This is a genomic window from Luteococcus peritonei (assembly GCF_039526385.1).
Taxonomy (GTDB): Bacteria; Actinomycetota; Actinomycetes; order Propionibacteriales; family Propionibacteriaceae; genus Luteococcus; species Luteococcus peritonei.
The window spans coordinates 95,321-120,045 of the sequence record NZ_BAAAIX010000026.1 but is presented as its reverse complement, the minus strand read 5'-3'; the positions used below and the strand labels follow the sequence as shown (position 1 = coordinate 120,045).

Below are 24,725 nucleotides of genomic sequence, written 5' to 3'. Positions count from 1 at the left end.
AGTGTGAACTGGGCCACAGGAAGCCGGTTCTTAACGGCAATTTTTCCTTGGCTATATGGAGCGTCATGCCCCGGGGGCGAGGGGACGGATCACGTCCCGCTCCGGAACCGGCCGCATGTCGTGGTCGATGCCCCAGATGACCGCCTGCGAACGGCTGTTGACGCCGATCTTCTGGTAGGCGGCCCGGATGTAGGACTTGACCGAATTGGGCGACAGGTAGAGCCGCTCGGCGATCTGCTCGTTGGACAGGCCCTGGCAGATCAGGGTGATCATCTCCGCCTCGCGCATGCTCAGCCCCTCGGAGCGCCCCGGCCAGTCGTGGCCGCTGGCCGCCTTCTGCGGGGCGACGTCCTCCTCGACGCCCTCCACCACGCCCGGCAGGACGACGGTCTCACCGCTCATCATCCGGCGCAGCGCATCGGCCAGCTCGCGCGAGGAGACGGTCTTGGAGATGACGCCGGTGGCGCCGGCGGCCAGGGCGTCGTCCACCATGGTCTCGTCCACGGTCCACGAGTAGGCCGCCACCCGGGTGATCTGGGGGTCCAGCGAGCGGCGTCGGATCTCCTCGGCCACGTCCACCGACTGGCCGTGGGTGTCGATCAGGGCGAGGTCCACCTTCTGGGCGACGTCGGTCAGCACGTCCATTTCGATCACCTCGACCTGGGGGAAGGGGCGCAGCAGGGCGCGCAGCCCCTCGAGCACGATGGGGTGGTCGTTGACCAGGGCGATGCGGACGGGAACCATGCGTCAGGCCTTTCGTGCGGTACGGATGCGCCCGGCGAGGGCGGAGGAGGGATGGACCCGGGGGAGCAGGGCGGCCCCGTCGAGGCCGCTGCTGTGCGCCGCGACCACCTGCGGGGTGCCGAGCTGCTCGCGCAGCTCCTGCTGGAAGGAGGCGTTGACCGCCTCGGAGCCGAAGACCTTGCCCAAGGTGGCCACCGGGGCATCGGCCGGCAGCCCCACCATACGCATCCCGGCCAGCACCGAGCCGGCCAGCTCACGGCCGGCGGCGTGCAGCACCTCGCGGCAGACGGCGTCGCCGGCCTCGGCGTGCTCGTTGACCCGTCGCGCCCAGGCGGCGATCCGGCTCACCTTGTGCTCGTCGGCCTGCAGCTCGATGTAGGCGCCCTCCAGGTCACCGAACTCGGCCACGGCCGGCTCGGTCAGGCTGGTGGCGGGGCCGCGTCCGTCATGGGCCCGCATCACGGCGTCCAGGCCGGCGCGGCCGATCCAGTAGCCCGAGCCGGCGTCGCCGATCAGGAAGCCCCAGCCGTCCACGCGGGCCACCCGTTCGAGGCCCACGGCCAGGGTGACCACGCCCGTGCCCGCCGCCACCACGACGCCGGGGACGTCGCCCAGGGCACCCAGGTAGCTGGTGGTCGAGTCGTGCGCCAGGTGCACCGCGGTCACCGGGCCGTCGGCCAGCAGTTCCAGCAGGGCCTCGGCCGTCATGTCATCGGTGAGGCCGGAGGAGCCGATCGCCACCTCCACGTCGGTGGCCGCGGTGGTGGCCAGCGAACGGCGCACCACCTCGGCCAGCTGGGGCAGCACCGGACGGTCGGTGAGCACGCCGTCGAACTCCTGCACGGCACCGGCCGTGCCGTCGAGCAGCAGCTGGGTGCGCACGCCGGTCTGTCCGGCATCCAGGGCGAGCACAGTGGTCATGGCGCAACGATAGACCGTCCTGCGATGCCACAGGCACTGTGGGGACTGGTGGGCCGGGGGTCTGAGAACGTGCGCGTGGCCCGCCCACGAGGGGCAATCGATCGGCTGTGAACAGCCGGAGCGCAGCACCTCCCGTCCTCGCACCCCGCTCTGGCTAGGCTTGCCGCCGTGAGCACCAACATCACCCGGGACGAGGCAGCCCGACGCAGCGCAGGCCTGCGGCTCGAGGCCTACCACACCACCGTCGACCTGCGACGGGCCGACGAGGCCGGGCGCACCCGCTTCGGCGTGCACTGCGTCGTCGAGCTGGACAGCACGCTGGAGGAGACCTTCCTGGACTTCCTCGACGGGCTGGTGCACCGGGTGGTGGTCAACGGCGAGCGGCAGCGCCCCGCCTACGACGGCGCCCGCATCCCGCTGCGGCTGCAGAGCGGCCGCAACGTCGTGGAGGCGGAGGCCGAGGGCACCTTCTCCACCTCCGGGCAGGGCCTGCACCGCTTCTTCGACCCGGTGGACGGCCGCTGCTACCTCTACACCCACTTCGAGCCCGCCGATGCCCGGCGCGTCTTCCCGTGCTTCGAGCAGCCCGACCTCAAGGCCCGCCACCACGTCACCGTGCTGGCCCCCGAGGGCTGGACCGTGCGCTCCAACCAGCCGCGCACCGCCGGCGGGCCGGTCAAGCCCGACGGCGAGATGCCGGCCGGGGTGCGCCACGCCTTCGCAGCCACCCCGCCGTTGTCCACCTACCTCACCTGCCTGATCGCGGGGGAGTACCACGAGGTCACCGGCCACTGGAGCCGCTCCGGGGACGAGCCGCTCGAGGTGGAGCTGGCGGCCTACTGCCGCCAGAGCCTGGTGCCGCACTTCGACGCCGAGCAGATCCTGACGATCACCCGCCAGGGCCTGGACCACTTCCACCGCGACTTCGGCCACCCCTATCCCTGGGGCAAGTACGACCAGGTCTTCGTCCCGGAGTACAACCTGGGCGCCATGGAGAACCCCGGCCTGGTGACCTTCACCGAGGCCTACCTGCCACGCTCGGCGGCCACCCGCGCGCAGTACCAGGCCCGGGCCAACACGATCCTGCACGAGATGGCCCACATGTGGTTCGGCGACCTGGTGACCCCGGCCTGGTGGGACGACCTGTGGCTCAAGGAGAGCTTCGCGGAGTTCATGGGCGCCCACGCCAGCGTCCAGGCCACCGAGTTCACCGACGCCTGGGTGGCCTTCGCCGGCCGTCGCAAGGCCTGGGCCTACAAGCAGGACCAGCTGCCCACCACGCACCCGATCGTGGCGGACATCGGCGACATCGAGGCCGCCAAGCAGAACTTCGACGGCATCACCTATGCCAAGGGCGCCGCCGTGCTCAAGCAGCTGGTGGCCTATGTGGGCCTGGAGGCCTTCCTGGCCGGCTCGCGCGCCTACTTCGAGCGTCATGCCTTCGGGGTGGCGCGTCTGGCCGACCTGCTGGAGGCCCTGGAACAGGCCTCCGGACGAGACCTGGAGGCCTGGTCCCGGGCCTGGCTGCAGACCGCCGGACCGGATGCTCTGGGCAGCCGTCTGGAACTCGACGGGGACCGGATCGCGCGGCTGGCCGTGACGCAGCATTCCGTCGACGCCCGCGACGGCTCGCCGGTGGGGCGCCCCCACGTGCTCAAGGTCGGCCTCTACGGCCGTCGCCAGGACCGGCTGGAGCGGACCGCACTGCTCGACGTGGAGCTGGACGGCCGCGAGCTGACCGAGGTGCCCGGCGCGGCTGGCCTGCCGGCTCCCGATCTGGTGCTGGTCAACGACAGCGACCTCAGTTATGCCACCGTGCTGCTCGACGAGCGTTCACGCGCCACGGTCCTGGACGCCCTGGGCGGCCTGGCGGACCCGCTCGCCCGGGCGCTGTGCTGGTCCTCGCTGTGGAACATGACCCGCGACGCCGAGCTGGCCGTCGACGACTACCTCGGCGCCGTGGCCCGCCACGGCCTGGGGGAGGGCGACGTCGCCACCCTGGTGGACCTGCTGGCCAATGCAGCCGAGGCGATCGACCACTTCCTGCCGGCCGAGCGCCGCCAGGAGGCCGCGGCCACGCACGCCGCGGCGCTGCAGCAGGCCCTGGCCGGGGCCGAGCCCGGCTCCGACCGCCAGTTGACGCTGAGCCGGGCCCTGCTGCGCAGCATCGCGCGGCTGCCCGAGCTGTCCGGCACGGCGCTCGGGCTGCTGAGCGGTGAGCAGGTGCCCGCGGGGCTGGAGACCGGTCCGGAACTGCGCTGGATCGCCGCCCAGTCGCTGGCCGCCAATGGCACCTGGCAGCAGCCGGAGCTGGACGCCGAGCTGGAGCGCGACCGCGCCGCCAGCAGCGTCACCGACCACCTGCACGCGCTCGCCGCGCGCCCCGTGCCCCAGGTCAAGGAAGAGGTCTGGGAGCGGCTGCACACCCCGCTCGCCCTGGCCAACGACCACGTCGACGCCCTGGTGGCCGGCTTCACCACCCCCGGCCAGGAGGAGCTGGCAGCGCCCTTCACCGAGCGCTACTTCGACGGCCTGCTGGAGGTCTGGCAGCAGCACGCCATCGTGATCGCGAGCCGACTGGTGGCCGGGCTCTTCCCGGCCACGCCGGATGCCGCCGAGCGCGCCGAGCAGTGGCTGGACGGCCATGGCGAGGCCCCCGGGGCGCTGCGCCGGCTGGTGCTGGAGGGGGCCGACCAAGCCCGTCGGGCCAGTCGGGCGCAGCAGCGCAACGCCGGCTGACCGTCGGTGGGGGTCGGGGTCGGCTGCGCTGGTCCGGCCCCCCGCACAATGGTCCGACCGATGGGGCTAGAGTTCCTGCCGGACGGCCAACGGCGGTCGTCCTGCCGCAAGGAAGGCGGCACCCGACGTCAGTGAGGCGAGACCCATGAGCCATCACGTGGCCTTCGCGCCAGAGTCCATCCCCGACGACCTGCCCCCGGTGGCCGTCGACGAGTCCACCCTCGAGGCCGAACGCCGGCTCAACCCGAAGAAGATCGCGCTGTGGGTGGCCATCGCCCTGCTCGGCGGCCTGGGCTGGGTGATGATCGCGCTGGCCCGCGGCGAGGCCGTCAACGGCATCTGGTTCGTCTTCGCGGCGGTCTGCAGCTATCTGGTGGCCTACCGCTTCTACTCCACCTTCCTGGAGAAGGTGCTGGTCAAACCCGACGACCGGCGCGCCACCCCGGCCGAGTACGCCTACAACGGCCACGACTTCGCGCCCACCGACCGTCGGATCCTCTACGGCCACCACTTCGCCGCCATCGCCGGCGCCGGCCCGCTGGTGGGCCCGATCTTGGCCGCCCAGATGGGCTACCTTCCCGGCACCATCTGGATCATCGTCGGCGTGATCGTCGCCGGCGCGGTGCAGGACTACCTGGTGCTGTTCATCTCGATGCGACGCGGCGGCCGCTCCCTGGGCCAGATGGCCAAGGACGAGCTCGGCGTGATCGGTGGCACCGCCGCCCTGCTGGCCACCCTGTCCATCATGCTGATGATCGTCGCCATCCTGGCGCTCGTCGTGGTCAACGCCCTCGGCGAGAGCCCCTGGGGCGTCTTCAGCGTCGGCATGACCATCCCGATCGCCCTGTTCATGGGCGTCTACCTGCGCTTCCTGCGTCCCGGCAAGGTGATGGAGGTCTCGCTGATCGGCTGCGCCATGCTGCTGGCCGCCATCATCGGCGGTGGCTCGGTGGCCGCCACCTCCTGGGGCCAGGCCTGGTTCCATCTGGACCGTCCGGTGCTGGCCTGGGCCATCATCATCTACGGCTTCATCGCCGCTGTGCTGCCGGTCTGGCTGCTGCTGGCCCCGCGCGACTACCTGAGCACCTTCATGAAGGTGGGCACCATCGCCATGCTGGCGCTGGCCATCATCGTGGTGCGTCCCTCGATCACCACCCCCGCCATCAGCGAGTACGCCAGCCGCACCGACGGGCCGGTCTTCACCGGCGGGCTGTTCCCCTTCTTGTTCGTCACCATCGCCTGCGGCGCCCTGTCCGGCTTCCACGCCATGATCTCCTCGGGCACCACCCCGAAGATGGTCGAGAAGGAGCGCCAGACCCGCCTGATCGGCTACGGCGGCATGCTGATGGAGTCCTTCGTCGCGATCATGGCCCTGGTGGCCGCCGTCTCCATCGACCGCGGCATCTACTTGGCCATGAACTCCCCGGTGGGTGCCACCCAGGGCACCGTCGAGGGCGCGGTGCAGTTCGTGAACTCGCTGGGCCTCACCGGTGTCCACCTGGAGCCCGGCACCCTCACCCAGACCGCCAACGACGTGGGCGAGCACTCCGTGGTCTCGCGCACCGGCGGCGCCCCGACGCTGGCCGTCGGCCTGGCGCACATCATGCACCAGGTCTTCGGCGGCAAGGCCATGATGAGCTTCTGGTACCACTTCGCCATCATGTTCGAGGCGCTGTTCATCCTGACCAGCGTGGACGCCGGCACCCGCGTGGCCCGCTTCATGCTGCAGGACGCGCTGGGCAACTTCCACGCCCGCTTCCGCGACCCGCGCTGGACCGTCGGCGCCTGGCTCACCACCGCCCTGATGGTGGCCGGCTGGGGATCGATCCTGATCATGGGCGTCACCGACCCGCTGGGCGGCATCAACACCCTGTTCCCGCTCTTCGGCATCGCCAACCAGCTGCTCGCGGCGCTGGCGCTGAGCATCTGCCTGGTGGTCTTCGCCCGCAAGGGCCACACCTGGTCGCTGCTGATGATCCTGGTGCCGCTGCTCTTCACCGCGGTGGTGACGGTCTACGGCTCCTGGCTCAAGATCTTCTCCTCCGACCCCAAGGTGGGCTACTTCGCCAACCACCGCCTCTACGCCGATGCGATCGCGGCCGGCAAGACCTCGTTGGGCGCGGCCAAGACGCCGCAGGCGATGGAGGCGGTGAGCCGCAACACGATGATCCAGGGCAGCCTGTCGGTGCTCTTCGTCACCTGCACCCTGGTGGTCTTCTTCTTCGCGGCGCTGCGCACCGTCCAGGCGCTGATGGCCCACGGCGGACCGAACACCGAGGATCCGGCGCTCCCGGCCCAGCTCTACGCCCCCTCGGGGATGGGCACCCTGCCCTCGGAGAAGGCGCTGGAGGAGCAGTGGCAGCGCTGGTACGCCGAGCACCCGGATGCGCACGTGGTGCGGACGGGCCACTGATGTCCGGGCTCGTCGCCGACGGTTCCCGGCTGGCCTCGCTGCGGCAGCGGTGGGCGAAGTTCTCCCGCTTCTGCAACGGCGTGCTGGGCGCCGACCGCTACGAGCGCTACCTGCAGTGGCACCGCAGCACCGGCCAGCCCGGAGAGCCGATGGACCGTCGCGCCTTCTGGCGCCACGAGTACGAGCGCCAGGAGAAGAACCCCGGTTCGCGCTGCTGCTGAGACACGACGAAGGCCCGGCCATCCGGCCGGGCCTTCGTCGTGTCCCCGGGGGCCTTCCGGCCTCAGGCGGGATCCACCTCGTCGGCGGTGACCGTCATCTGCTGCATCCAGGGGCCGCCGTAGGTGGTGACCAGGGCGGCGTCGGCGGCGTCGCGGCCGGTGCCCACCAGGATGCGGCCCTTGCGGCGGAAGTTGTGGCGCGGGTCGAAGTCGTACCAGCGCCCGCCCACCCAGACCTGGACCCAGGCGTGGAAGTCCATCGGGACCGCCGGCGGGTCGAAGTCCATGTGCGGCATGTAGCCGAAGGCGTAGCGGGCCGGGATGTTCATGGCCCGGCACATCGCGATCATCAGGTGCGCGAAGTCTCGGCAGACGCCGCGGCCGGTGGTGTAGACGTCGAGCGCGGAGGTCACCGAGGTGGTGGAACCGGTGGTGTAGATCAGGTGCGTGTGGACGAAGTCCATGATCGCCATCACCCGGGTGGCGTCGGCGGGCAGCTGGCCGAAGCGGCGCCAGGCCTGGTCGGAGAGCTTGTCGGACTCGCAGAAGCGGCTCGGCAAGGTGAATGCCAGCACCTCGTCGGGCAGGTCGGCGGGCAGCGCCAGCCGCGCCGTCTCGTCGTACTCGTCCAGTTCGTCGGGGACGGCCGCCAGCGCGCTCCAGGTGAGCTGGGAGATGCCGGCCGGCAGGGTGACGCGCAGGCAGCGGTTGCCCTGGGAGTCGGTATAGGTGTGCGGCTCGTCGGGGCCGTCCCATTCCAGTCGCTCGTCGGAGATCCGGGCGCGGTCGGTGTCCTGCGCCTGGATCTGGAAGACCGCGGCGGTGGGCATCGTGGAGGAGTAGCGGTAGTAGGCGCCGATCCTGACGTGGCGGGTGTTCATGCGGGTCCCAACTGGGTGGAGGGGTGGATGGCTGCCACCGATGATGGCCCGCCCATGTTACGGGCCGGTTCCACATGATCGCTCCGAGGCGGCTGTCAGGTCGACTCTGTCAGGCGTCATGGTCACCGGTCCGGTCGGCCGCCACCGTCGGGCGCGCAACCGGTAGATTGGCCCCGTGGCCGACACCGTTGACAATGCCAGGAACACCCCCGACGTCTCCCAGCCGTGGTCCGAACTCGGGCTGAAGCAGGACGAGTACGACTCGATCCGCCAGATCCTGGGCCGCCGGCCCACCGGCGCCGAGCTCGCCATGTACTCGGTGATGTGGAGCGAGCATTGCTCCTACAAGTCCTCCAAGGTGCACCTCAAGCGCTTCGGCGTGCTGGAGCAGACCACCCCGCGCGGCCCGCTGCTGGCCGGCATCGGCGACAATGCCGGTGCCGTGGACATCGGCCAGGGCTATGCCGTCACCTTCAAGGCGGAGAGCCACAACCACCCCTCCTACGTGGAGCCGCACCAGGGCGCGGCCACCGGCATCGGCGGCATCGTGCGCGACATCCTGGCCATGGGTGCCCGCCCGATCGGCGTGATGGACCCGCTGCGCTTCGGCCCGCTGGACGCCCCTGACACCCAGCGCGTGCTGCCCGGCATCGTGGGCGGCATCTCCGCCTACGGCAACTGCCTGGGCCTGCCCAACATCGGCGGCGAGGTGGTCTTCGACAAGACCTACTACGGCAACCCGCTGGTCAACGCCCTGTGCGTCGGCCTGATGAAGCACGAGGACCTGAAGCGTGCCCAGGCCACCGGCGTCGGCAACAAGGTCATCATGTACGGCGCGGCCACCGGCGGCGACGGCATCGGCGGCGCCTCCATCCTGGCCTCCGAGACCTTCGAGGCCGACGGTCCGGTGAAGCGGCCCAGTGTCCAGGTGGGCGACCCCTTCATGGAGAAGCTGCTCATCGAGTGCACCCTGGAGCTCTTTGCGGAGGACCTGATCGGCGGCCTGCAGGACTTCGGCGCAGCGGGCATCTCCTGCGCCACCAGCGAGCTGGCCAGCGCCGGCGACGGCGGCATGCGCGTCGAGCTCGACGTGGTCCCGCTGCGCGACTCCACGCTCTCCCCGGAGGAGATCCTGATGAGCGAGTCGCAGGAGCGCATGATGGCCGTGGTCGAACCCGGCAAGGTGGACCGCTTCCTGGAGATCTGCGCCAAGTGGGACGTGCTGGCCACCGTGGTGGGCGAGGTCACCGACGGCGACCGGCTGGTCATCACCTGGCACGGTGAGACCATCGTCGACGTCGACCCGAAGACCGTCGCCCACGAGGGGCCCACCTACAACCGTCCGCTGGCTCGTCCGGACTGGATCGACCGGGTCAACGCCGACGACGGCAACGCCCTGCGCCGGCCCACCTCGGGCCCCGAACTGGCGCTCACCCTGCTGGCCATGGTGGGCTCGCCCAACCTGTGCGACAAGTGCTGGATCACCAGCCAGTACGACCGCTACGTGCGCGGCAACTCGGTGCTGGCCCAGCCCGAGGACGCCGGCATGCTGCGGATCGACGAGAAGACCAACCTCGGCATCGCCCTGTCCACCGACTGCAACGGCCGCTTCGCCTACCTGAACCCCTATCTGGGCGCCCAGCTGGCGCTGGCCGAGAGCTACCGCAACGTGGCCGTCACCGGTGCCGAGCCGGTGGCCATCACCGACTGCCTGAATTTCGGCTCCCCGGAGGATCCCGAGGTGATGTGGCAGTTCCAGGAGGCCATCATGGGCCTGGTGGACGGCTGCCAGGAGCTCGGCACCCCGGTGACCGGGGGCAATGTCTCCTTCTACAACCAGACCGGCGGCACCAACATCCTCCCCACCCCGGTGGTGGGCATGCTCGGCGTGATCGACGACGTCAACACCCGCACCCCGATTGGCTTCGCCTATGCGGGCGACGCGGTGCTGCTGCTCGGCACCACCCGCGAGGAGATGAGCGGCTCGGTCTGGGCGCAGGTGATGCACGACGACCACCTGGGCGGCATGCCGCCGGTGGTGGACTTCGGCGCGGAGAAGGCGCTGGCCTCGGTGATGGTGGCGGCGGCCAGGGAGCAGCTGCTCAGTTCCGCCCATGACCTGGCCGACGGCGGCCTGGCCCAGGCGCTGGTGGAGTGCTCGCTGCGCCACGGCAAGGGCGTGGCGCTGACCCTGCCCGAGGAGCACGACGCCTGCGTGCAGCTGTTCAGCGAGTCCGCCGGCCGCGCCATCGTCTCGCTGAGCGGCGCGAAGCTGGCCCGTTTCACCGAGCTCTGCACGGAGCACGGTGTGCCGCTGGCCCGTCTGGGCGAGGTCACCGGCTCCGCCGAGCTGGAGATCACCGGGCTGTTCAGCCTGCCGCTCGACGAGCTGCGCGAGGCCTGGACCGCTCCGATCCCCGAGGCGATGGCCGCCAACCCGGCCGAGGTCGCCGAGACCGTCTGAGCCACCCCGGACGCACGAACGCCCGGCCCCTCGCAGGAGGGGCCGGGCGTTCGTCGTCTCACATCACGTCGGCGATGGCGGCGCAGACGTGGTCGATGTTCTTGTCGTTCAGCGCGGCGACGCAGATCCGGCCCTTGTCGGTGCCGTAGACGCCGTGCTTCTCGCGCAGCGCCACCATCTGCTCCTTGCTCAGGCCGGAGAAGGAGAACATGCCGTTCTGCTCGGCGATGAAGCTCATGTCCTTCTTGCCGTTCTCCGGGGTGACGCCGTGGGCGGCCAGGCCCTCGACCAGCTTGCGGCGCATGGTCTTGATCCGCTCGCGCATGCCGGCCAGTTCCTTGGTCCACTGGGCGCGCAGGGTCTCGTCGGAGAGCACCTGGGCCACGACCGTGGCGCCGTGGGTGGGGGACGAGGAGACCATGGTGCGGATCAGCACCTTGAGCTGGCTCAGCACTCGCTTGGCCTCCTCGGCGTCGGTGCAGGTGACCTGCAGGGCGCCCACCCGCTCGCCGTAGAGGCTCATGTTCTTGGCGAAGGAGACGGTGTTGAGCACCGGGCGTCCGGTGGCGACGAACTTCTTGATCGCCTTTACGTCCTGCTCGGGACCCTCCGCGAAGCCCTGGTAGGCCATGTCCACCAGCGGCACCAGTTCGGCCTCGGTGACCACCTGCACCACCTGGTCCCACTGCTCCTCGCTCAGGTCGTAGCCGGTGGGGTTGTGGCAGCAGGCGTGCAGCACCACGACGGTGCCCTTCTCCGCGGCGCGCAGGTCTTCCAGCATGCCCTCGAAGTCGATGCCGTCGCGGTCGGCGGCCTTGTAGCGGTAGCTGCCCACCTCGAAGCCGGAGCGGGTGAAGACGGCCTGGTGGTTCTCCCAGGAGGGATCGCTGAGCAGCAGCTTGGCCCCGGGGTTCACCTGGTGCAGGAAGTCACCGGCCACGCGCAGGGCGCCGGTGCCCGACAGGGTCTGCACGGTGACCAGGCGGCCGTCGGCGATCTCGGCGGCGTCGGCGCCGTGCACCAGCTTGGCCACCTCGGTGGTGTAGGCGGCCAAGCCGTCGATCGGCAGGTAGCCGCGCGGCTTGGGCTCGCTGCCCATCTGCTGCTCCACGGTGCGCACGCAGGCCAGCACCGGCAGCTTGCCGTTCTCGTCCTGGTAGACGCCGACGCCCAGGTTGACCTTGTTGGGATTGGTGTCGGCCAGGAAGGCCTCGGTGAGCCCGAGGATCGGATCGCGCGGGGCCATCTCGACGGAGGAGAAGACGGACATGACAAGCCTTTCGAAAGGTCTGGGATTCCTGCCGCCCATCCTTCCACCAAACCGCCCCGTGCAGCAGGGGCGCCCGCAGAGCGGCACCACACCCGGCCCCGCACTCTGGGTCACGTCGCGCCCCGTCCCATCACGTCGCGCTCGCGGTGCAACGTTGCGCGCGTCATGCAGGGCGCAACGTTGCACGCGGGGCGCAAGGTGATGTCAGGGGGCGCGAGGTGGGGATGAGACGGCCTCATGCCCATGCCGCGACGGCGCCAGGTCCGCGCCGGGCAACGGCAGAGTCCGCGCCCGGCCTGCCATGCCCCGTTCCGGCAACCATCCCTGTCTCACGGGCCGTGGAAGGCTTGGCGGCACCGATGCGACGTGGAATCCTCGGGCCATGCCGACGCCGTTGTCAGCCTTGGAGACCGCCCGCGCCATCGCCCGTCGCGAGACCACCGCGCTGGAGGTGACGGTCGCCGCCCTGGAGCGGGCCGAGCTCGTCGGCCCCGAGGTCGGGGCCTTCGTGCACCTGGCCCACGAACGCGCACTCACCCAGGCCGCGCGGCTCGACGCGCTGCCGGAGCTGGCAGCCGGTTCGCCGCTGCGCGGGGTTCCGTGCCCGATCAAGGACCTCACCATGGTGCGCGGGCTGCCCTTCCAGGCCGGCTCGGCCGCCATCGACGCTGAACCCGCGCCGGTGGACGACGGCGTCGTGACCCTGTTGGCGCAGGCCGGCACCGTGATGCTGGGCAAGACCACCACGCCGGAGTTCGGCCTGCCCTGCTACACCGAGCCCGACGTGGCACCCGCCGCCCGTACCCCGTGGGACCTGGGCCGCTCCGCCGGAGGCTCCAGCGGTGGCGCCGCGGCCGCGGTGGCCGCCGGCATCGTCCCGATCGCCCACGGCAGCGACGGCGGCGGCTCCATCCGGATCCCCGCCTCGGTCTGCGGGCTGGTGGGGCTGAAGCCCTCGCGCGGCCGGGTCTCCCCGGGCCCGCACGGGGTGGACGGGGTGGCGCTGGCCAGCCACGGCGTGCTCACCTGCACCGTCGCCGACACCGCTGCCGCGCTCGACGTGCTGGCGCAGTCCTGGCCCGGCGATGCCTACCGGCTGGCCCCCGAGTCCTTCCTCGGCACCCTCGAGCAGCCCCCCGGACCGCTGCGGATCGGACTGCTGCTGGAGCCCAGCAATGTGGACACCGAGGTGCACCCGGCCTGCCGTCGCGCCGCCGAGCAGGCGGGCCGCACGCTGGAGGACCTGGGCCACCACGTCGCGCCCGCGCCCCGGCCGTACCCCAGCGAGCGCTGGCGGGCCTTCATCGCGCTCTGGTCGGTGATGGCACTCTCCGCGCCGGTCCCTGCCGAGCGGGAGCACCAGCTGCGCCCACTGACCCGGTGGCTGCGCGAGACCGGGCGTCGGGTGGCCGGTCTGGAGCATGCCGAGGCGCTGGCCGAGACGCAGCGACTCACCCGCGACGTGGCCCTGGCCTGGCGGGACTTCGACGTCATCCTGACGCCCACCCTCGCCCAGCCGCCGGCGCTGGTGGGCCAGCTGCGCCACGATGAGGACCCGGAGCAGGACTTCTGGGACCAGACCCGCTTCACGCCCTGGACCAGCACCGCCAACCTCACCGGGCGTCCCTCGATCAGCCTGCCGCTGCACCGCGAACAGGTGGACGGCGTCGAGCTGCCGATCGGCGTGATGCTCACCGGCACCCTCGGCGACGACGCCCGGCTGCTGCGCCTTGCCCGCCAGCTGGAGCAGGCCGTGGGCTGGCCCGCGGTCCCGCAGCCCTGAGCCCAGCACTGGGTCAAGGGGCCAACCTTGAAAATCGCGACGTCGATCCGGAAAATGGCCAGAAACCGGCCGAAAAGGCGATCGAGGGTGCGGATCTCAGGGTTGATGACCAGTGCCCGGTGAACATCCGTTGGCGTGCCCGGCCCGCGTAAGGCCCGGTCAACGTCTGGCCCGGCCGCCGGGGAGCCAAGTCTCCGGTGCGGCTTGAGCCCGTCTGGCAGCCACCGGCGGCCGGCTGCTTGGCTGGGCGGCATGTCGCTCCGCCGTCTCCTGGTGCTGGCCGCCGCGCTCGCCATCCCGTTCACCGGCCTGTCCACCCCGCTGGCCCAGGCCGACTCCGCGACGGCCACCGTGCAGGCCAACCTCGCGGGCCTGGCCTACCTGCCGCCCCAGGCGGTCACCGGACGTTCCAGCGCAGCCACCACCCGCGCCATCCGTACCTTCCAGCAGCACCGATGCCTGGATGCCGTCGGCAACGCCGGCAGTCGTACCCGAGCCCAGCTCGACGCCCAGACCAGCGCGGTGCAGAAGGTGGTGGGTGCCCGCGTCGACGGGGCCAGTGATGCCGACACCCGTCGTCGCACCGCCGCCTGGCAGAAGCGTCACGGGCTGCGTGCCGACGGCCGGGCCGACGCCGCCACGCTCAAGGCCATGGGCCTGCACCGGGACCGGGCCTGCGGTCGGGGCGTGGTGGGCAACATCCGCGCTGCCTCGGACCGGGTGGCCTGCGCGCCCGGCACCCGCAACCTGGGCGTGCACACCGGCTACGCCGCTGGCCGTCCGGTCCGGATCCGGCTGTGCGCCATCCCGGGCCTGCGTTCCAGCAGCAGCGAGTCGGTGCCCGGCAGCCGCTACTACGTGCGCGGCGCGAACGGCGACGCCATCGTGAACTCGCGGGCCTCGTCGGCCTATCTCGGCCTGGTGCGGGTGGCCGGCAACTCCGGCCGGACGCTGCGGGCCAACTCCTCCTTCCGCACCATGGCCCACCAGCGCGACCTGTGCCGGGGCAATGCCGCCTGCCGCCGCGGCACCTACACCTGGGTGATGAGGCCAGGCTGGTCCAACCACCAGCTCGGGGCCGCCGTGGACTTCGCCGGCACCCACACCAAGGGCAGCTGCTCCCGGCCGGCCCGCCAACCCTCCAGCGCCACCTGGGGCTTCCTGCAGCGCAACGCGGGACGTTTCGGCATCCGGCAGTACCAGCCGGAGAGCTGGCACTGGGAAGCGGCGCCCTCGCCCTGCCGCTGAACAGACCGTGTTCCGGCGGCTCTCCCGGCTGCCGGCACAGCCCCACCACGGACTAGCATCACAGGCATGAGTCACGACGACGCCGCCCTTGTCAGCAAAGCCCAGTCCGTCTTCCCCGGGGTCCTGAAGGACCTGGAGATGCTGGTGGGCATCGAGTCGGTCAGCTCGCTGCCGGAGAAGTCCGGTGACGTGCTGCGCAGCGCCCAGGCCGTCGGCCAGCTGCTGGCCGAGATCGGTTGCCCCGACGTCCGCGTCATCACCGAGGGCGGCCAGCCCGCCGTCATCGCGCACTTCCCGGCGCCCGAGGGCCAGCCCACCGTCTGCCTCTACGCCCACCACGACGTCCAGCCCACCGGCGATGAATCGCTGTGGAGCAGCGATCCCTTCACCCCCACCCAGCGCGACGGCCGCCTCTACGGCCGCGGTTCCAGCGACGACAAGGCCGGCATTGCCGTGCACCTGGCCGCGCTGCGCGCCTTCGACGGCAAGCCCCCGGTGGGCGTGACCCTGTTCATCGAGGGCGAGGAGGAGATCGGCTCGCCCAGCCTGCGTACCATCATCGAGCGCCACCACGACGAGCTGGCCAGCGACGTCTTCGTGATCTGCGACTCCTACAACTGGGATGTCGACGCCCCGGCCTTCACCCGCACCCTGCGCGGCCTGGCCGACTGCACCGTCGAGGTGCGCACCCTGGACCACGCCCTGCACTCCGGCGCCATGGGCGGCATCGTGCCCGACGCGCTGACCAGCCTGTGCCGGCTGATCGCCACCCTGCACGACGAGAAGGGCAATGTGGCCATCAAGGGCCTGAAGTCCTCCGAGGCCCCGGACCTGGACTACCCCGAGGACCGGCTGCGCACCGAGAGCGGCATCCTGGACGGCGTCGAGTGGCTGGGGGAGGGGTCGGCGGTCTCGCGGATGTGGAACAAGCCGGCCGTCTCCGTGCTGGCGATCGACGCCACCAGTGTCGCCAATGCCTCCAACACCCTGGCGCCCGTGGCCAGCGCGAAGATCAGCCTGCGCGTCGCCCCCGGCGACGACGCCGAGTCCGCCGAGGATGCGCTGGTGCGCCACCTGGAGAGCCACGCCCCCTTCGGCGCCCAGGTCACCGTCACCCGTGGCGAGACCGGTCAGCCCGGCATCATCGGCTTCGAGGGCCCCACCTGCGATGCCGCCTTCGACGCCTTCCGCACCGCCTGGGGCAAGGACCCGGTCTTCATCGGCTGCGGCGGATCCATCCCGATGGTGGCCGACTTCCAGCAGGCCTTCCCCGAGGCCACCGTGCTGGTCACCGCCGTCGCGGACCCGGACTCCCGCCCGCACGGCATCGACGAGTCGCAGCACCTGGGCGACCTGGAGAAGGCCTGTCTGGCCGAGACCCTGATGCTGGCCCGCCTGGCGCGCTGATCGGCAGGGGCAGGGCCGGCCACGTGGCCGGTTCTGCCCCACGCCGGCTTGGTCCGGTGCGACCGGACCGGTCTGGTCAGGCGGGCGTGATCCGCAGCAGTGTGTCGTCCTCGCCGTTGGCGGTGGTGACCCACAGTGCCCCGGAGGGGTCGGTCTCGACGGTGCGCAGCCGGCCGTGGCTGCCGTCCAGCTCGGGAACCTCGAGCACCTGCTGCAGGGCGCCGGCCGGCGTGAGGCGCAGCATCAGCAGTTTCTGCGCCTTGAGGCAGGCCACCGCCAGGCAGCCGGCATAGCCGCCCCAGGCCTCACCGGTGACGAAGGCGGCGCCGCTGGTGGCCAGGGTCGGGTCACCCGAGCTCCACACCGCGCGCACCGCGCCCGGCAGGGTGGTGTCGGTCATCGGGACGGATTCGTCGTAGTCGCCGCTGCCCACCGGATTCCAGCCGTAGTTCGCGCCCTTGGCCAGCAGGTTCACCTCGTCGTCGACGGCACTTCCGTGCTCGACGGAGAACATCCGCCCCGTGCCGGGTTGCAGCGCCAGTCCCTGGACGTTGCGATGGCCGTAGCTGTAGACATAGCGCTGCGTGGTCTGCTGGGCATCGGGCCACGGGTTGTCCGGCGCCGGTGCGCCGGTGCGGCCGTCGAGCCGCAGCACCTTGCCGCCCAGGCTGGTACGGTCCTGCGGCAGGCTGCCGCGGGCGGTGTCGCCGGTGCCGACCCACAGCAGGCCGTCGCTGCCGAAGCGCAGCCGGCAGCCTGAGTGGCGCCCCGACGGATTGGCCGGCAGCCCGGTGAGCAGCGGCTTCCCGCGCGTGGCCCGCGACAGGTCGGCCGAGAGCGTGAAGGGGACGATGCGGACGTCGCCCTCGCGGGAGTTGAAGGCGACGACGATGCGCCGTGGGTCCTTGGGATCCACCACCAGCCCGGTCAGCCCGCCCTCGCCGGCGGCTGCCACGTCGTCCAGGTCGGCCGTGACCCGGCTGGGTCGTCCGTCGCGCAGCACCTGGATCCGCCCGGCACGCTCGGTGAGCACCGCCGTGCTGCCGCTGAATCCCAGCCCCCACGGGATCTCCAGGCCGCTGGCAGCCTCCTGCACCGTGAGCCGCGGGATGGCCGCCGACGGCTTGGTGCTCGGCGTCGGGCTGGGGGTCGGGCTCTCGGCGCCGCTGGCCGTGGAGGAGGGGCTGCCTGCGGAGCTCGGGCCGCTGGTGGCGGGGCCGGCCCCGGGGCCCGCGTCGGTGGAGCAACCGGCCAGCAGCACTGCCGCACCGCTCCCGGCGCCCAGGCCCAACAGGTCTCGTCGCGAGATGCTCATGCCGCCAGCCTAGGAAGGGCTCCAAGCCGATGGGCCTCGTCCCAGCGGCTGGCTGCCGGCCCTGTCGGCGGCGGGCCGGCTCCACACCTCCGCGTCCTCCGTCCTCGCGCCTCTGCCATCCACCTCGCGCCCCGCGGGTCCACGACGCGCACGAAAAGCAACCTTGCGCCCCAGTTCCCCGTGTCGGAGCCACCTCGCGCCTCTGCCATCCACCTCGCGCCCCGCGGGTCCACGTCGCGCCCCGCGGGTCCACGTCGCGCACGGAAAGCAACCTTGCGCCTGGCATTACGCGCGCAACGTTGCATTGCGGGCGCGACGTGGGATCAGGGAGCGCGACGTGGGATCAGGGGGCGCGACGTGGGATCAGGGGGCGCGACGTGGGATCAGGGGGCGCGACGTGGGATCAGGGGGCGCGACGTGGGATCAGCGGCGCGACCTGCCACAGCCGTTGCACCCTGCCACAACGGTGCCCACGGCTCCTAGGCTGGGGTCATGAACGATGTCCTGCAGCGCTGCCTGGACGGTGGCTTCGTCGACTTCCACGATCCCTCCTTCCGTGAGGTGGAGCGGATCGTGGCCGAGAACGCCCGGCTCTGCCAGGAGCTCAACGCCTCGCCGCACAGCCTCGAGGAGGTGCGCCAGGTGGTGGAGCAGATGACTGGCCGCCCGGTGGACGAGAGCACCAGCATCGCCCTGCCCTTCCGCACCGACTTCGGCCGCCACATCTTCCTGGGCAAGGACGTCTTCATCAACACCGACTGCCTGTTCGTGGACCTGGGCGGCATCCACATCGCCGACAAGGTGCTGATCGCCCCGCGGGTCAGCATCATCACCGTGAACCACGACATCGACCCGGAGCGCCGCCGCAGCGTGGTCACGGCCGGGGTGCGGATCGAGCGCAATGCCTGGATCGGTGCCGGCGCCACCCTGTGCCCGGGCGTCACGGTGGGGGAGAACTCGGTGGTGGGCGCCGGATCGGTGGTCACCAAGGATGTGCCGGCCAATGTGGTGGTGGCCGGCGTCCCCGCCAAGGTGGTCAAGCAGCTGTGAGCGAGCCGCTGCGCTTCGAGAGCTGGATCGACCGCCAGATCCGCGAGGCCACCGAGAGGGGCGAGTTCAGCAACCTGCCCGGCGCCGGCAAGCCGCTGGGCGACCTGGGACGCCCCGGCGAGGACCCGGACTGGTGGGCCCGTCGCAAGTTGGAGCAGGAGGACCTGCGCGGCGCCATGCCCGGGCCGCTGGCGGTGCGCCGCGAGAAGCAGGACATCCTCACCACCCTGGCCGACGTGTGCGACGAGGCCACGGCTCGGGCGATCGTCGAGGACCTGAACCAGCGCATCAAGCAGTCCAACCTGACGCGGGTGGCGGGCACCCCGATCATCACCGGTCTGCTGGACGTGGAGCAGGTGCTGGACCAGTGGCGCTCTCGTCGCCGCGGTCGCTGACCAGCTTCAACGCCACCAGCGCCGCGACCAGACCGGTGACCACCAGGATCCGCGCCGGGCTGCGGTCCTCTCCGAAGGCCGCGATCCCGATCACGAAGGCGCCCACCGAACCGATGCCCGTCCACACGGCATAGGCCAGGCCCACCGGCAGGGAGCGGATGCCGCGCGCCAAGCATTCGAAGCTCAGCACCGCGCAGACCAGGAAGCCGACGCCCCAGCGCGGGTCCGACTGCTGCAGTTTCAGGAAGGTGGTGAATCCCACCTCGAAGGCGCCGCCCAGCAGCACCCATCCCCAGCCCCTCATGACAGCACCTTCAACCCGGCGATGAGGGCGACGATGACACCCACCAGCGCCAGCTGCACCGGCCGCAGCCGGTCACCGAAGAAGACGGCGCCGACGGAGATGGTGCCCACAGCGCCCAGGCCGGTCCAGACCGCATAGGCCGTCCCCAGCGGGATGCTGCGGATGGCCAGTTCCAGCAAGCCGAAGCTCGCCACCGCACAGGCCAGGAAGCCCCAGGCCCAGTTCTTGTTGCGCTGTTCCAGCTTCAGGCAGGTGGTGAAGCCCACCTCGAAGACGCTGGCCAGCAGGAGTGCCGCCCACGGGTCCATCTCACCCTCCAAGTGATAACACGACTGTGCTAAATCGAAGCTAGTCCACGGGCCCGGACCTTGCAACACGAATGTGCTAAAAAGAATGGAAGGGTGGGATCGGATCGCAGGAGCAGGAAGCGCCCAGCAGGATCAGGTCGGCGGGGCGAGGACCGCCGGGACAGGAGGAGCGGTGCCCAAGATCGTCGACCACGAGCAGCGTCGCGCCGAGCTGGCCCAGGCTGCGGTGGAACTGGTGCGCAGCCAGGGCGTTGCCGCCCTCAGCGTCCGGAACCTGGCCCAGGCCAGCGGCTGGTCGGCCGGAGCGGTGCGCCACTACCTGCCCACCCATCGCGACATCGTCGCACTGGTCTCGGAGCACGTGCGCGCGGGTTTCGAGCGGCGACTGGCGGCCGTCGAGGCCCCCGGGGACCCGGCCGCCCAGCTGCTCTCGCTGCTGCGCGCCGTGCTGCCGCTGGATGACCAGTCCCGCGAGCTGTCCCAGGTGTGGCTCGCCTTCCTGGGCGCCGAGGTGCACCAGGAGCAAGGTGCCGGCGCCATGGTCTACGACGAGCTGGCCGGCCTGTTCACGGACTTCTTCACCGCCTGCCAGCGCGAGGGGCAACTGGTGGGGGAGTCACCGCGCCAGGCGGCGGCCACCCTCCAGGCCCAGCTGGACGGGCTCACCGTGCACCTGCTGCTGGGCCGGGTGGACCACGACCAGGCGCTGGCGGCGCTGGACGCGGTGGTGGGTTGCCTGGTCCGTCGTCCCGCATCCGCGGCGCAGGGCTGAGCGCGGCTGCTGCCGCGATAGTCTGAGCCCGTGCCCCTTCGCCCCGATGGACGTCTCACCCACGAGCTGGACCCCCAGGACCACGGACCCCAGGACGCCTGCGGAGTCTTCGGCATCTTCGGTCCCGGCGAGGAGGTCTCGCGTCTGACCTACTTCGGCCTGTTCGCGCTGCAGCACCGCGGTCAGGAGTCCGCCGGTATCGCGGTGAGCAACCGCAAGCGGATCATGGTCTTCAAGGACATGGGCCTGGTCAGCCAGGTCTTCGACGAGCCCGCGCTGAACACGCTGCAGGGTGACATCGCGGTGGGCCACACCCGCTACTCCACCACCGGTGCCTCGGTCTGGGGCAATGCCCAGCCCACCCTGGCCGCCACCCAGGAGGGCTCGCTGGCGCTGTGCCACAACGGCAACCTCACCAACACCGACGAGCTGGAGGCCCTGCTGGCCGAGCGGATCGGCGAGCGCAATGTGCCGCACAAGAAGCGGATGGACTCCAGCTCGGACACCATGATCCTGTCCGCCCTGCTGTCCAGCTACCACGACCGCAGCCTGGAGGAGGCCGCCGTCGAGGTGCTGCCCCGGCTGCGCGGCGCCTTCTGCCTCACCTTCATGGACGAGCAGACCCTCTACGCCGCCCGCGACCCGCAGGCGATCCGCCCGCTGGCCATCGGCCGGCTGGCCTCCGGCGCCTGGGTGGTGGCCTCCGAGACCGCGGCGCTGGACATCGTCGGCGCCAGCTTCGAGCGCGACGTGGAGCCCGGCGAGCTGGTCATCATCGACGAGCAGGGGCTGCGTTCGCGTCGCTTCGCCGAGCCCAACCCGAAGCACTGCCTGTTCGAGTACGTCTACCTGGCCCGCCCCGACACCCTGATCAACGGCCGCCGGATCCACAACGTGCGGGTCAAGATCGGCAAGCTGCTGGCCAAGGAGTTCCCCGTCGACGCGGACCTGGTGATCCCCACCCCGGAGTCCGGCACACCGGCCGCCATCGGTTTTGCCGCCGGCTCGGGCATCCCCTACGGCCAGGGCCTGGTGCGCAATGCCTACGTGGGCCGCACCTTCATCCAGCCGTCGAACGCGATGCGCCAGATGGGCATCCGGATGAAGCTGAACCCGCTGCCCGACGTGGTGCGCGACAAGCGCATCGTGGTGGTGGACGACACCATCGTGCGTGGCAACACCCAGCGCCAGGTGGTGGCCATGCTGCGCGCCGCCGGCGCCAAGGAGGTGCACGTGCGCATCTCTGCCCCGCCGGTGGAGTGGCCCTGCTTCTACGGCATCGACTTCGCCACCCGCGACGAGCTGATCGCCCCGGGCATGACCATCGAGCAGATCGCCGAGGCGATCGGCGCCGACTCGCTGGGCCACATCTCGCTCGACGGGCTGATCAAGGCCACCCACGTGGACAAGTCCAACCTGTGCCGCGCCTGCTTCGACGGCAAGTACCCCGTCGGCAAGCAGGACCTCGACCTCGACGCGCTGACGCAGACCGGCGCCACCACCAAGGAGTGCTGACCCCATGACCCAGCCCGCCACCGACGTGCAGTCGGCCTATGCCCGCGCCGGCGTCGACATCGAGGCCGGAGACCGCGCCGTCGAGCTGATGAAGGCCCACGTGGCCCGCACCCGTCGCCCCGAGGTGCTGGGAGGCCTGGGCGGATTCGCCGGCTTCTTCGACGCCTCCGCCTTCAAGACCTACCGCCAGCCCGTGCTGGCCACCTCCACCGACGGCGTCGGCACCAAGGTGGCCATCGCCCAGGCCATGGACGTCCACGACACCATCGGCTTCGACCTGCTGGGCATGCTGGTGGACGACCTGGTGGTCAGTGGCGCCGAGCCGCTCTTCGTCACCGACTACATCGCCTGCGGCAAGGTGGTGCCGGAGCGCATCGCCGCCATCGTGAAGGGCATCGCGGCGGCCTGCGAGGCCTCCGGCTGCGCCCTGCTGGGCGGCGAGACCGCCGAGCACCCCGGCCTGCTGTCTCCCGACGAGTACGACATCGCCGGCGCCACCACCGGCGTCGTGGAGCGCGACGAGATCCTGGGCGCCGACCGGATCGAGGCCGGCGACGTGGTGCTGGCCATGGCCTCTTCGGGCCTGCACTCCAACGGCTACTCGCTGGTGCGCCACGTCCTGCTGGAGCAGGCCGGCTGGAGCCTGGACCGCCACGTCGACGAGCTGGGCACCACGCTGGGGGAGAGCCTGCTCACCCCCACCAAGGTCTACGCCTTGGACGTGCTGGAGATGATCCGCGCCGCCCGCGACGAGGCGCAGGGCATCCACGCCATGAGCCACATCACCGGCGGCGGCTTCGCCAACAACCTGGCCCGCGTGGTGCCCGACCACCTCAGCGTGACCATCGACCGCACCACCTGGACGCCCCCGGCGGTCTTCCAGTTGGTGCAGCAGGTGGGCCAGGTCAGCCAGGCCGACATCGAGGCCACCCTCAACATGGGCGTGGGCATGGTGGCGATCCTGCCGCAGGCCTCCGTCGAGGTGGCCCGACGCGTGCTGGACGCCCGCGGCGTGGCCAACTGGCTGGTCGGCGAGGTGCAGCAGGGCAGCGCCGAGCAGCCCCGCGTGAGCATGGTGAACCAGCACGCCTGAGACGGCGGGCCCCTTTTGGCCCTCCTTGGTCTGGTCCGGTAGCCTGTCTCTCACGAAAGTTTGAACACACATGCCGCGGCCACAGCGCCGCGAAGGACAAAGCGAGGGGGTCGACCCGATATGGGGCGCGGCCGTGCAAAGGCGAAGCAGACCAAGGTTGCAAGGGATCTGAAGTATCGCCCGGTGAACATGGATGTGGCATCCCTGGAGCGTGAGCTCAAGGGGTCCTCGGCGTCGGACAGCTACTCCCAGGAGGAGCTGGACGAGCAGTACGCGGACCTTGCCGCTGCCTACAACGTCGATGACGAGGATGACGAGGACGAGGATCCTCGTCGCGCCGTCTGACACTCGCAGTCACCCGCCCGTCTGACGGGCAGCAGCACCGCAGCACTCGGTGGACGCCCCGGCGTCCCCGGGTGCTTCATGCTGTTCCCTGCGGCAGGATGGCCCCATGACCTGGCGCCCCGACACGATCCTGGACGGTTTCGAGCGTCTGGAGCTGCCGCTCCCGCTGGCCACGCCGGTGCCCGGCGAGCCGGAGGTCGAGGGCAGCCTGGTGGGCACCCTGGTGCGTCGTGCTGGGGGCCGTCGCCACCGTCGGGCCATGCTCTATGTCCACGGCTGGAGTGACTACTTCTTCCAGGCGCACCTGGCCGAGGTGGTCGAGGCGATGGGCTTCGACCTGTACGCGGTGGACCTGCGGCGCTACGGGCGCAGCCTGCGCGAGGGTCAGCTGGCCGGCTTCATCACCGATGTCGACGAGTACGCCGAGGAGCTGGACGCCGCCCTGGACGTGATCAGGGCCGAGCACTCCTCGGTCACCGTGATGGGGCATTCCACGGGCGGCCTGGTGACGGCGCTGTGGGCCGACCAGCGGCGCGGCGAGCTGGACGGGCTGGTGCTGAACTCGCCCTGGCTGGACCTGCAGGGCTCACCGCTGCTGCGCGCCGTGACCGCCCCGGTGCTGCAGCGGATGCGGGGAAGCTATCCCACCACCGTGATCCCGCTGCCCAACAACGGCCTCTACAACCGGGTGATCAACAAGGACCTGGGCGGGGAGTGGGTGATCGACGAGGGGCTCAAGGGTGGGCCCAACTTCGCGGTGCGGGTGGGCTGGCTGGCCGCCATCCTGGCGGGCCACGACCGGGTCGCGGAGGGCCTGCAGATCGACTGCCCGGTGCTCACCCTGATCAGTGCCCGCAGCGACTTCCGACGCACCTGGGACGAGTCGCTGAAGAGCGCGGACACCGTGCTGGACGTGGAGAAGTTGGCGGTGCGGGCGGTGAAGCTGGGGCCGCACGTGACGGTGGTGCGGATCGTCGACGGGCTGCACGACCTGGCCCTCTCGGCCGAGCCGGTGCGCACGCACTACTTCGACGAGATCGCGCGCTGGGTGCGCGCCTACATCGACTGAAGCCGGTGGGCGGTTCCCGCAGCCGAGCGGCTCGGGGCACCAAAAAACCCGCTCTGCGAGAGAGCGGGTCAGTGGTGGCCAGGACCGGGATCGAACCGGTGACCTTTCACTTTTCAGGCGAACGCTGCTACCAGCTGAGCTACCTGGCCAGTGCTGAGGAGTGGTGGAAGCACTTCCTCAATGTGCCGTTGGATCGGCGAAGATCCATCAACACAAAAGCGGTGATGTTTCCATCACCGCTTTCGCGACCCCGACGGGACTCGAACCCGCGACCTCCGCCGTGACAGGGCGGCGCGCTAACCAACTGCGCTACGGGGCCTTGCGGCCCTGCTGGATGGTTTCCCATCCGGCCGGCTGCCGTTTCAGGCAGCTCGAAAAGAATAGCGTGAACCTGCGGCAAATGTGAAATCGAGTGACCTTGAGCGCTCAAATCCCCTCTGACAAGGAGAAACGCTGGCCCGGCTGGGT

The 24,725-nt window shown here is 70.9% G+C and carries 21 protein-coding genes and 2 tRNA genes; 14 read left to right on the top strand and 9 right to left on the bottom strand.

The window, feature by feature from the left end:
* Positions 1 to 63: 63 nt before the first annotated feature.
* Positions 64 to 744 carry a LuxR C-terminal-related transcriptional regulator gene (locus tag ABD073_RS10415; protein ID WP_343874355.1) on the bottom strand — a complete coding sequence of 227 codons (681 nt, stop codon included), beginning with the start codon at positions 742 to 744 and terminating at the stop codon, positions 64 to 66.
* Positions 745 to 747: 3 nt separating this feature from the next.
* Positions 748 to 1,665, bottom strand: coding sequence for an N-acetylglucosamine kinase (locus tag ABD073_RS10410; RefSeq protein WP_343874353.1), 918 nt, complete (start codon positions 1,663 to 1,665; stop codon positions 748 to 750).
* 168 nt (positions 1,666 to 1,833) lie between these two features.
* Between ABD073_RS10410 and pepN the strand changes: the two genes are divergently transcribed.
* The 3 genes from pepN (at position 1,834) to ABD073_RS10395 (ending at position 7,038) form a co-directional block, all read left to right on the top strand.
* Entirely contained in the window at positions 1,834 to 4,404 is a 2,571-nt protein-coding gene (pepN, locus tag ABD073_RS10405; RefSeq protein WP_343874350.1) for an aminopeptidase N, read from the top strand.
* Positions 4,405 to 4,549: 145 nt separating this feature from the next.
* Positions 4,550 to 6,817, top strand: coding sequence for a carbon starvation CstA family protein (locus tag ABD073_RS10400; protein WP_343874347.1), 2,268 nt, complete (start codon positions 4,550 to 4,552; stop codon positions 6,815 to 6,817).
* The gene (locus ABD073_RS10395) at positions 6,817 to 7,038 is read left to right on the top strand and encodes a YbdD/YjiX family protein (protein ID WP_343874345.1); all 222 of its coding nucleotides are present in this window, start codon (positions 6,817 to 6,819) and stop codon (positions 7,036 to 7,038) included. Before ABD073_RS10400 ends, ABD073_RS10395 begins: the two co-directional genes overlap by 1 nt.
* A gap of 62 nt (positions 7,039 to 7,100) precedes the next feature.
* Here the strand turns inward: ABD073_RS10395 and ABD073_RS10390 are convergent, their stop codons facing one another.
* Entirely contained in the window at positions 7,101 to 7,919 is an 819-nt protein-coding gene (locus ABD073_RS10390; RefSeq protein ID WP_343874343.1) for a transglutaminase-like domain-containing protein, read from the bottom strand.
* A 175-nt stretch (positions 7,920 to 8,094) separates the two neighbouring features.
* Here ABD073_RS10390 and purL point away from each other — a divergent pair, with 175 nt between their 5' ends.
* On the top strand, positions 8,095 to 10,383 hold the full coding sequence (gene purL, locus ABD073_RS10385) for a phosphoribosylformylglycinamidine synthase subunit PurL (protein ID WP_343874341.1): 2,289 nt from the start codon (positions 8,095 to 8,097) through the stop codon (positions 10,381 to 10,383).
* A gap of 58 nt (positions 10,384 to 10,441) precedes the next feature.
* On the opposite strand, the gene ABD073_RS10380 is transcribed toward purL, so the two are convergent.
* Positions 10,442 to 11,653 (bottom strand): amino acid aminotransferase, encoded by a 1,212-nt coding sequence (locus tag ABD073_RS10380; RefSeq protein WP_343874339.1) that lies wholly within the window; start codon positions 11,651 to 11,653, stop codon positions 10,442 to 10,444.
* A gap of 382 nt (positions 11,654 to 12,035) precedes the next feature.
* Between ABD073_RS10380 and ABD073_RS10375 the strand changes: the two genes are divergently transcribed.
* The 3 genes from ABD073_RS10375 (at position 12,036) to ABD073_RS10365 (ending at position 16,091) form a co-directional block, all read left to right on the top strand.
* Positions 12,036 to 13,436 carry an amidase gene (locus tag ABD073_RS10375; RefSeq protein ID WP_343874337.1) on the top strand — a complete coding sequence of 467 codons (1,401 nt, stop codon included), beginning with the start codon at positions 12,036 to 12,038 and terminating at the stop codon, positions 13,434 to 13,436.
* A gap of 252 nt (positions 13,437 to 13,688) precedes the next feature.
* Entirely contained in the window at positions 13,689 to 14,684 is a 996-nt protein-coding gene (locus tag ABD073_RS10370) for a peptidoglycan-binding protein (protein ID WP_343874336.1), read from the top strand.
* A 66-nt stretch (positions 14,685 to 14,750) separates the two neighbouring features.
* Complete coding sequence (locus ABD073_RS10365; RefSeq protein WP_343874335.1) at positions 14,751 to 16,091, top strand: dipeptidase; 1,341 nt, start codon at positions 14,751 to 14,753, stop codon at positions 16,089 to 16,091.
* A 76-nt stretch (positions 16,092 to 16,167) separates the two neighbouring features.
* Here ABD073_RS10365 and ABD073_RS10360 read toward each other — a convergent pair whose 3' ends face one another.
* Positions 16,168 to 17,406, bottom strand: a complete 1,239-nt coding sequence (locus ABD073_RS10360) for a PQQ-dependent sugar dehydrogenase (RefSeq protein ID WP_343874332.1) — start codon at positions 17,404 to 17,406, stop codon at positions 16,168 to 16,170.
* Between the two features lie 492 nt (positions 17,407 to 17,898).
* Between ABD073_RS10360 and ABD073_RS10355 the strand changes: the two genes are divergently transcribed.
* Positions 17,899 to 18,456 carry a sugar O-acetyltransferase gene (locus ABD073_RS10355; protein WP_343874329.1) on the top strand — a complete coding sequence of 186 codons (558 nt, stop codon included), beginning with the start codon at positions 17,899 to 17,901 and terminating at the stop codon, positions 18,454 to 18,456.
* The gene (locus ABD073_RS10350) at positions 18,453 to 18,851 is read left to right on the top strand and encodes a DnaJ family domain-containing protein (RefSeq protein WP_343874327.1); all 399 of its coding nucleotides are present in this window, start codon (positions 18,453 to 18,455) and stop codon (positions 18,849 to 18,851) included. Before ABD073_RS10355 ends, ABD073_RS10350 begins: the two co-directional genes overlap by 4 nt.
* Here ABD073_RS10350 and ABD073_RS10345 read toward each other — a convergent pair.
* The gene (locus tag ABD073_RS10345; protein WP_343874325.1) at positions 18,787 to 19,155 is read right to left on the bottom strand and encodes a DMT family transporter; all 369 of its coding nucleotides are present in this window, start codon (positions 19,153 to 19,155) and stop codon (positions 18,787 to 18,789) included. The genes ABD073_RS10350 and ABD073_RS10345 overlap by 65 nt on opposite strands.
* Positions 19,152 to 19,463: a DMT family transporter gene (locus ABD073_RS10340; RefSeq protein ID WP_343874323.1), complete on the bottom strand. Its 312-nt coding sequence runs from the start codon at positions 19,461 to 19,463 to the stop codon at positions 19,152 to 19,154. The genes ABD073_RS10345 and ABD073_RS10340 overlap by 4 nt, the downstream gene beginning before the upstream one ends.
* Before the next feature lie 172 nt (positions 19,464 to 19,635).
* Here ABD073_RS10340 and ABD073_RS10335 point away from each other — a divergent pair, with 172 nt between their 5' ends.
* The 5 genes from ABD073_RS10335 (at position 19,636) to ABD073_RS10315 (ending at position 24,257) form a co-directional block, all read left to right on the top strand.
* Positions 19,636 to 20,235: a TetR/AcrR family transcriptional regulator gene (locus ABD073_RS10335; protein WP_343874322.1), complete on the top strand. Its 600-nt coding sequence runs from the start codon at positions 19,636 to 19,638 to the stop codon at positions 20,233 to 20,235.
* A 30-nt stretch (positions 20,236 to 20,265) separates the two neighbouring features.
* Positions 20,266 to 21,750, top strand: coding sequence for an amidophosphoribosyltransferase (purF, locus tag ABD073_RS10330; RefSeq protein WP_343874320.1), 1,485 nt, complete (start codon positions 20,266 to 20,268; stop codon positions 21,748 to 21,750).
* 4 nt (positions 21,751 to 21,754) lie between these two features.
* A complete protein-coding gene (gene purM, locus ABD073_RS10325) occupies positions 21,755 to 22,843 on the top strand; it encodes a phosphoribosylformylglycinamidine cyclo-ligase (protein WP_343874319.1) in 1,089 nt (362 codons plus the stop codon).
* Positions 22,844 to 22,963: 120 nt separating this feature from the next.
* Positions 22,964 to 23,188, top strand: coding sequence for a DUF3073 domain-containing protein (locus ABD073_RS10320; protein WP_343874318.1), 225 nt, complete (start codon positions 22,964 to 22,966; stop codon positions 23,186 to 23,188).
* A 106-nt stretch (positions 23,189 to 23,294) separates the two neighbouring features.
* Positions 23,295 to 24,257 (top strand): alpha/beta hydrolase, encoded by a 963-nt coding sequence (locus ABD073_RS10315; protein WP_343874317.1) that lies wholly within the window; start codon positions 23,295 to 23,297, stop codon positions 24,255 to 24,257.
* Between the two features lie 72 nt (positions 24,258 to 24,329).
* On the opposite strand, the gene ABD073_RS10310 is transcribed toward ABD073_RS10315, so the two are convergent.
* Positions 24,330 to 24,406, bottom strand: a tRNA-Phe gene (locus ABD073_RS10310).
* Positions 24,407 to 24,502: 96 nt separating this feature from the next.
* Positions 24,503 to 24,576 (bottom strand) — tRNA-Asp (locus ABD073_RS10305).
* Between the last annotated feature and the right edge of the window lie 149 nt (positions 24,577 to 24,725).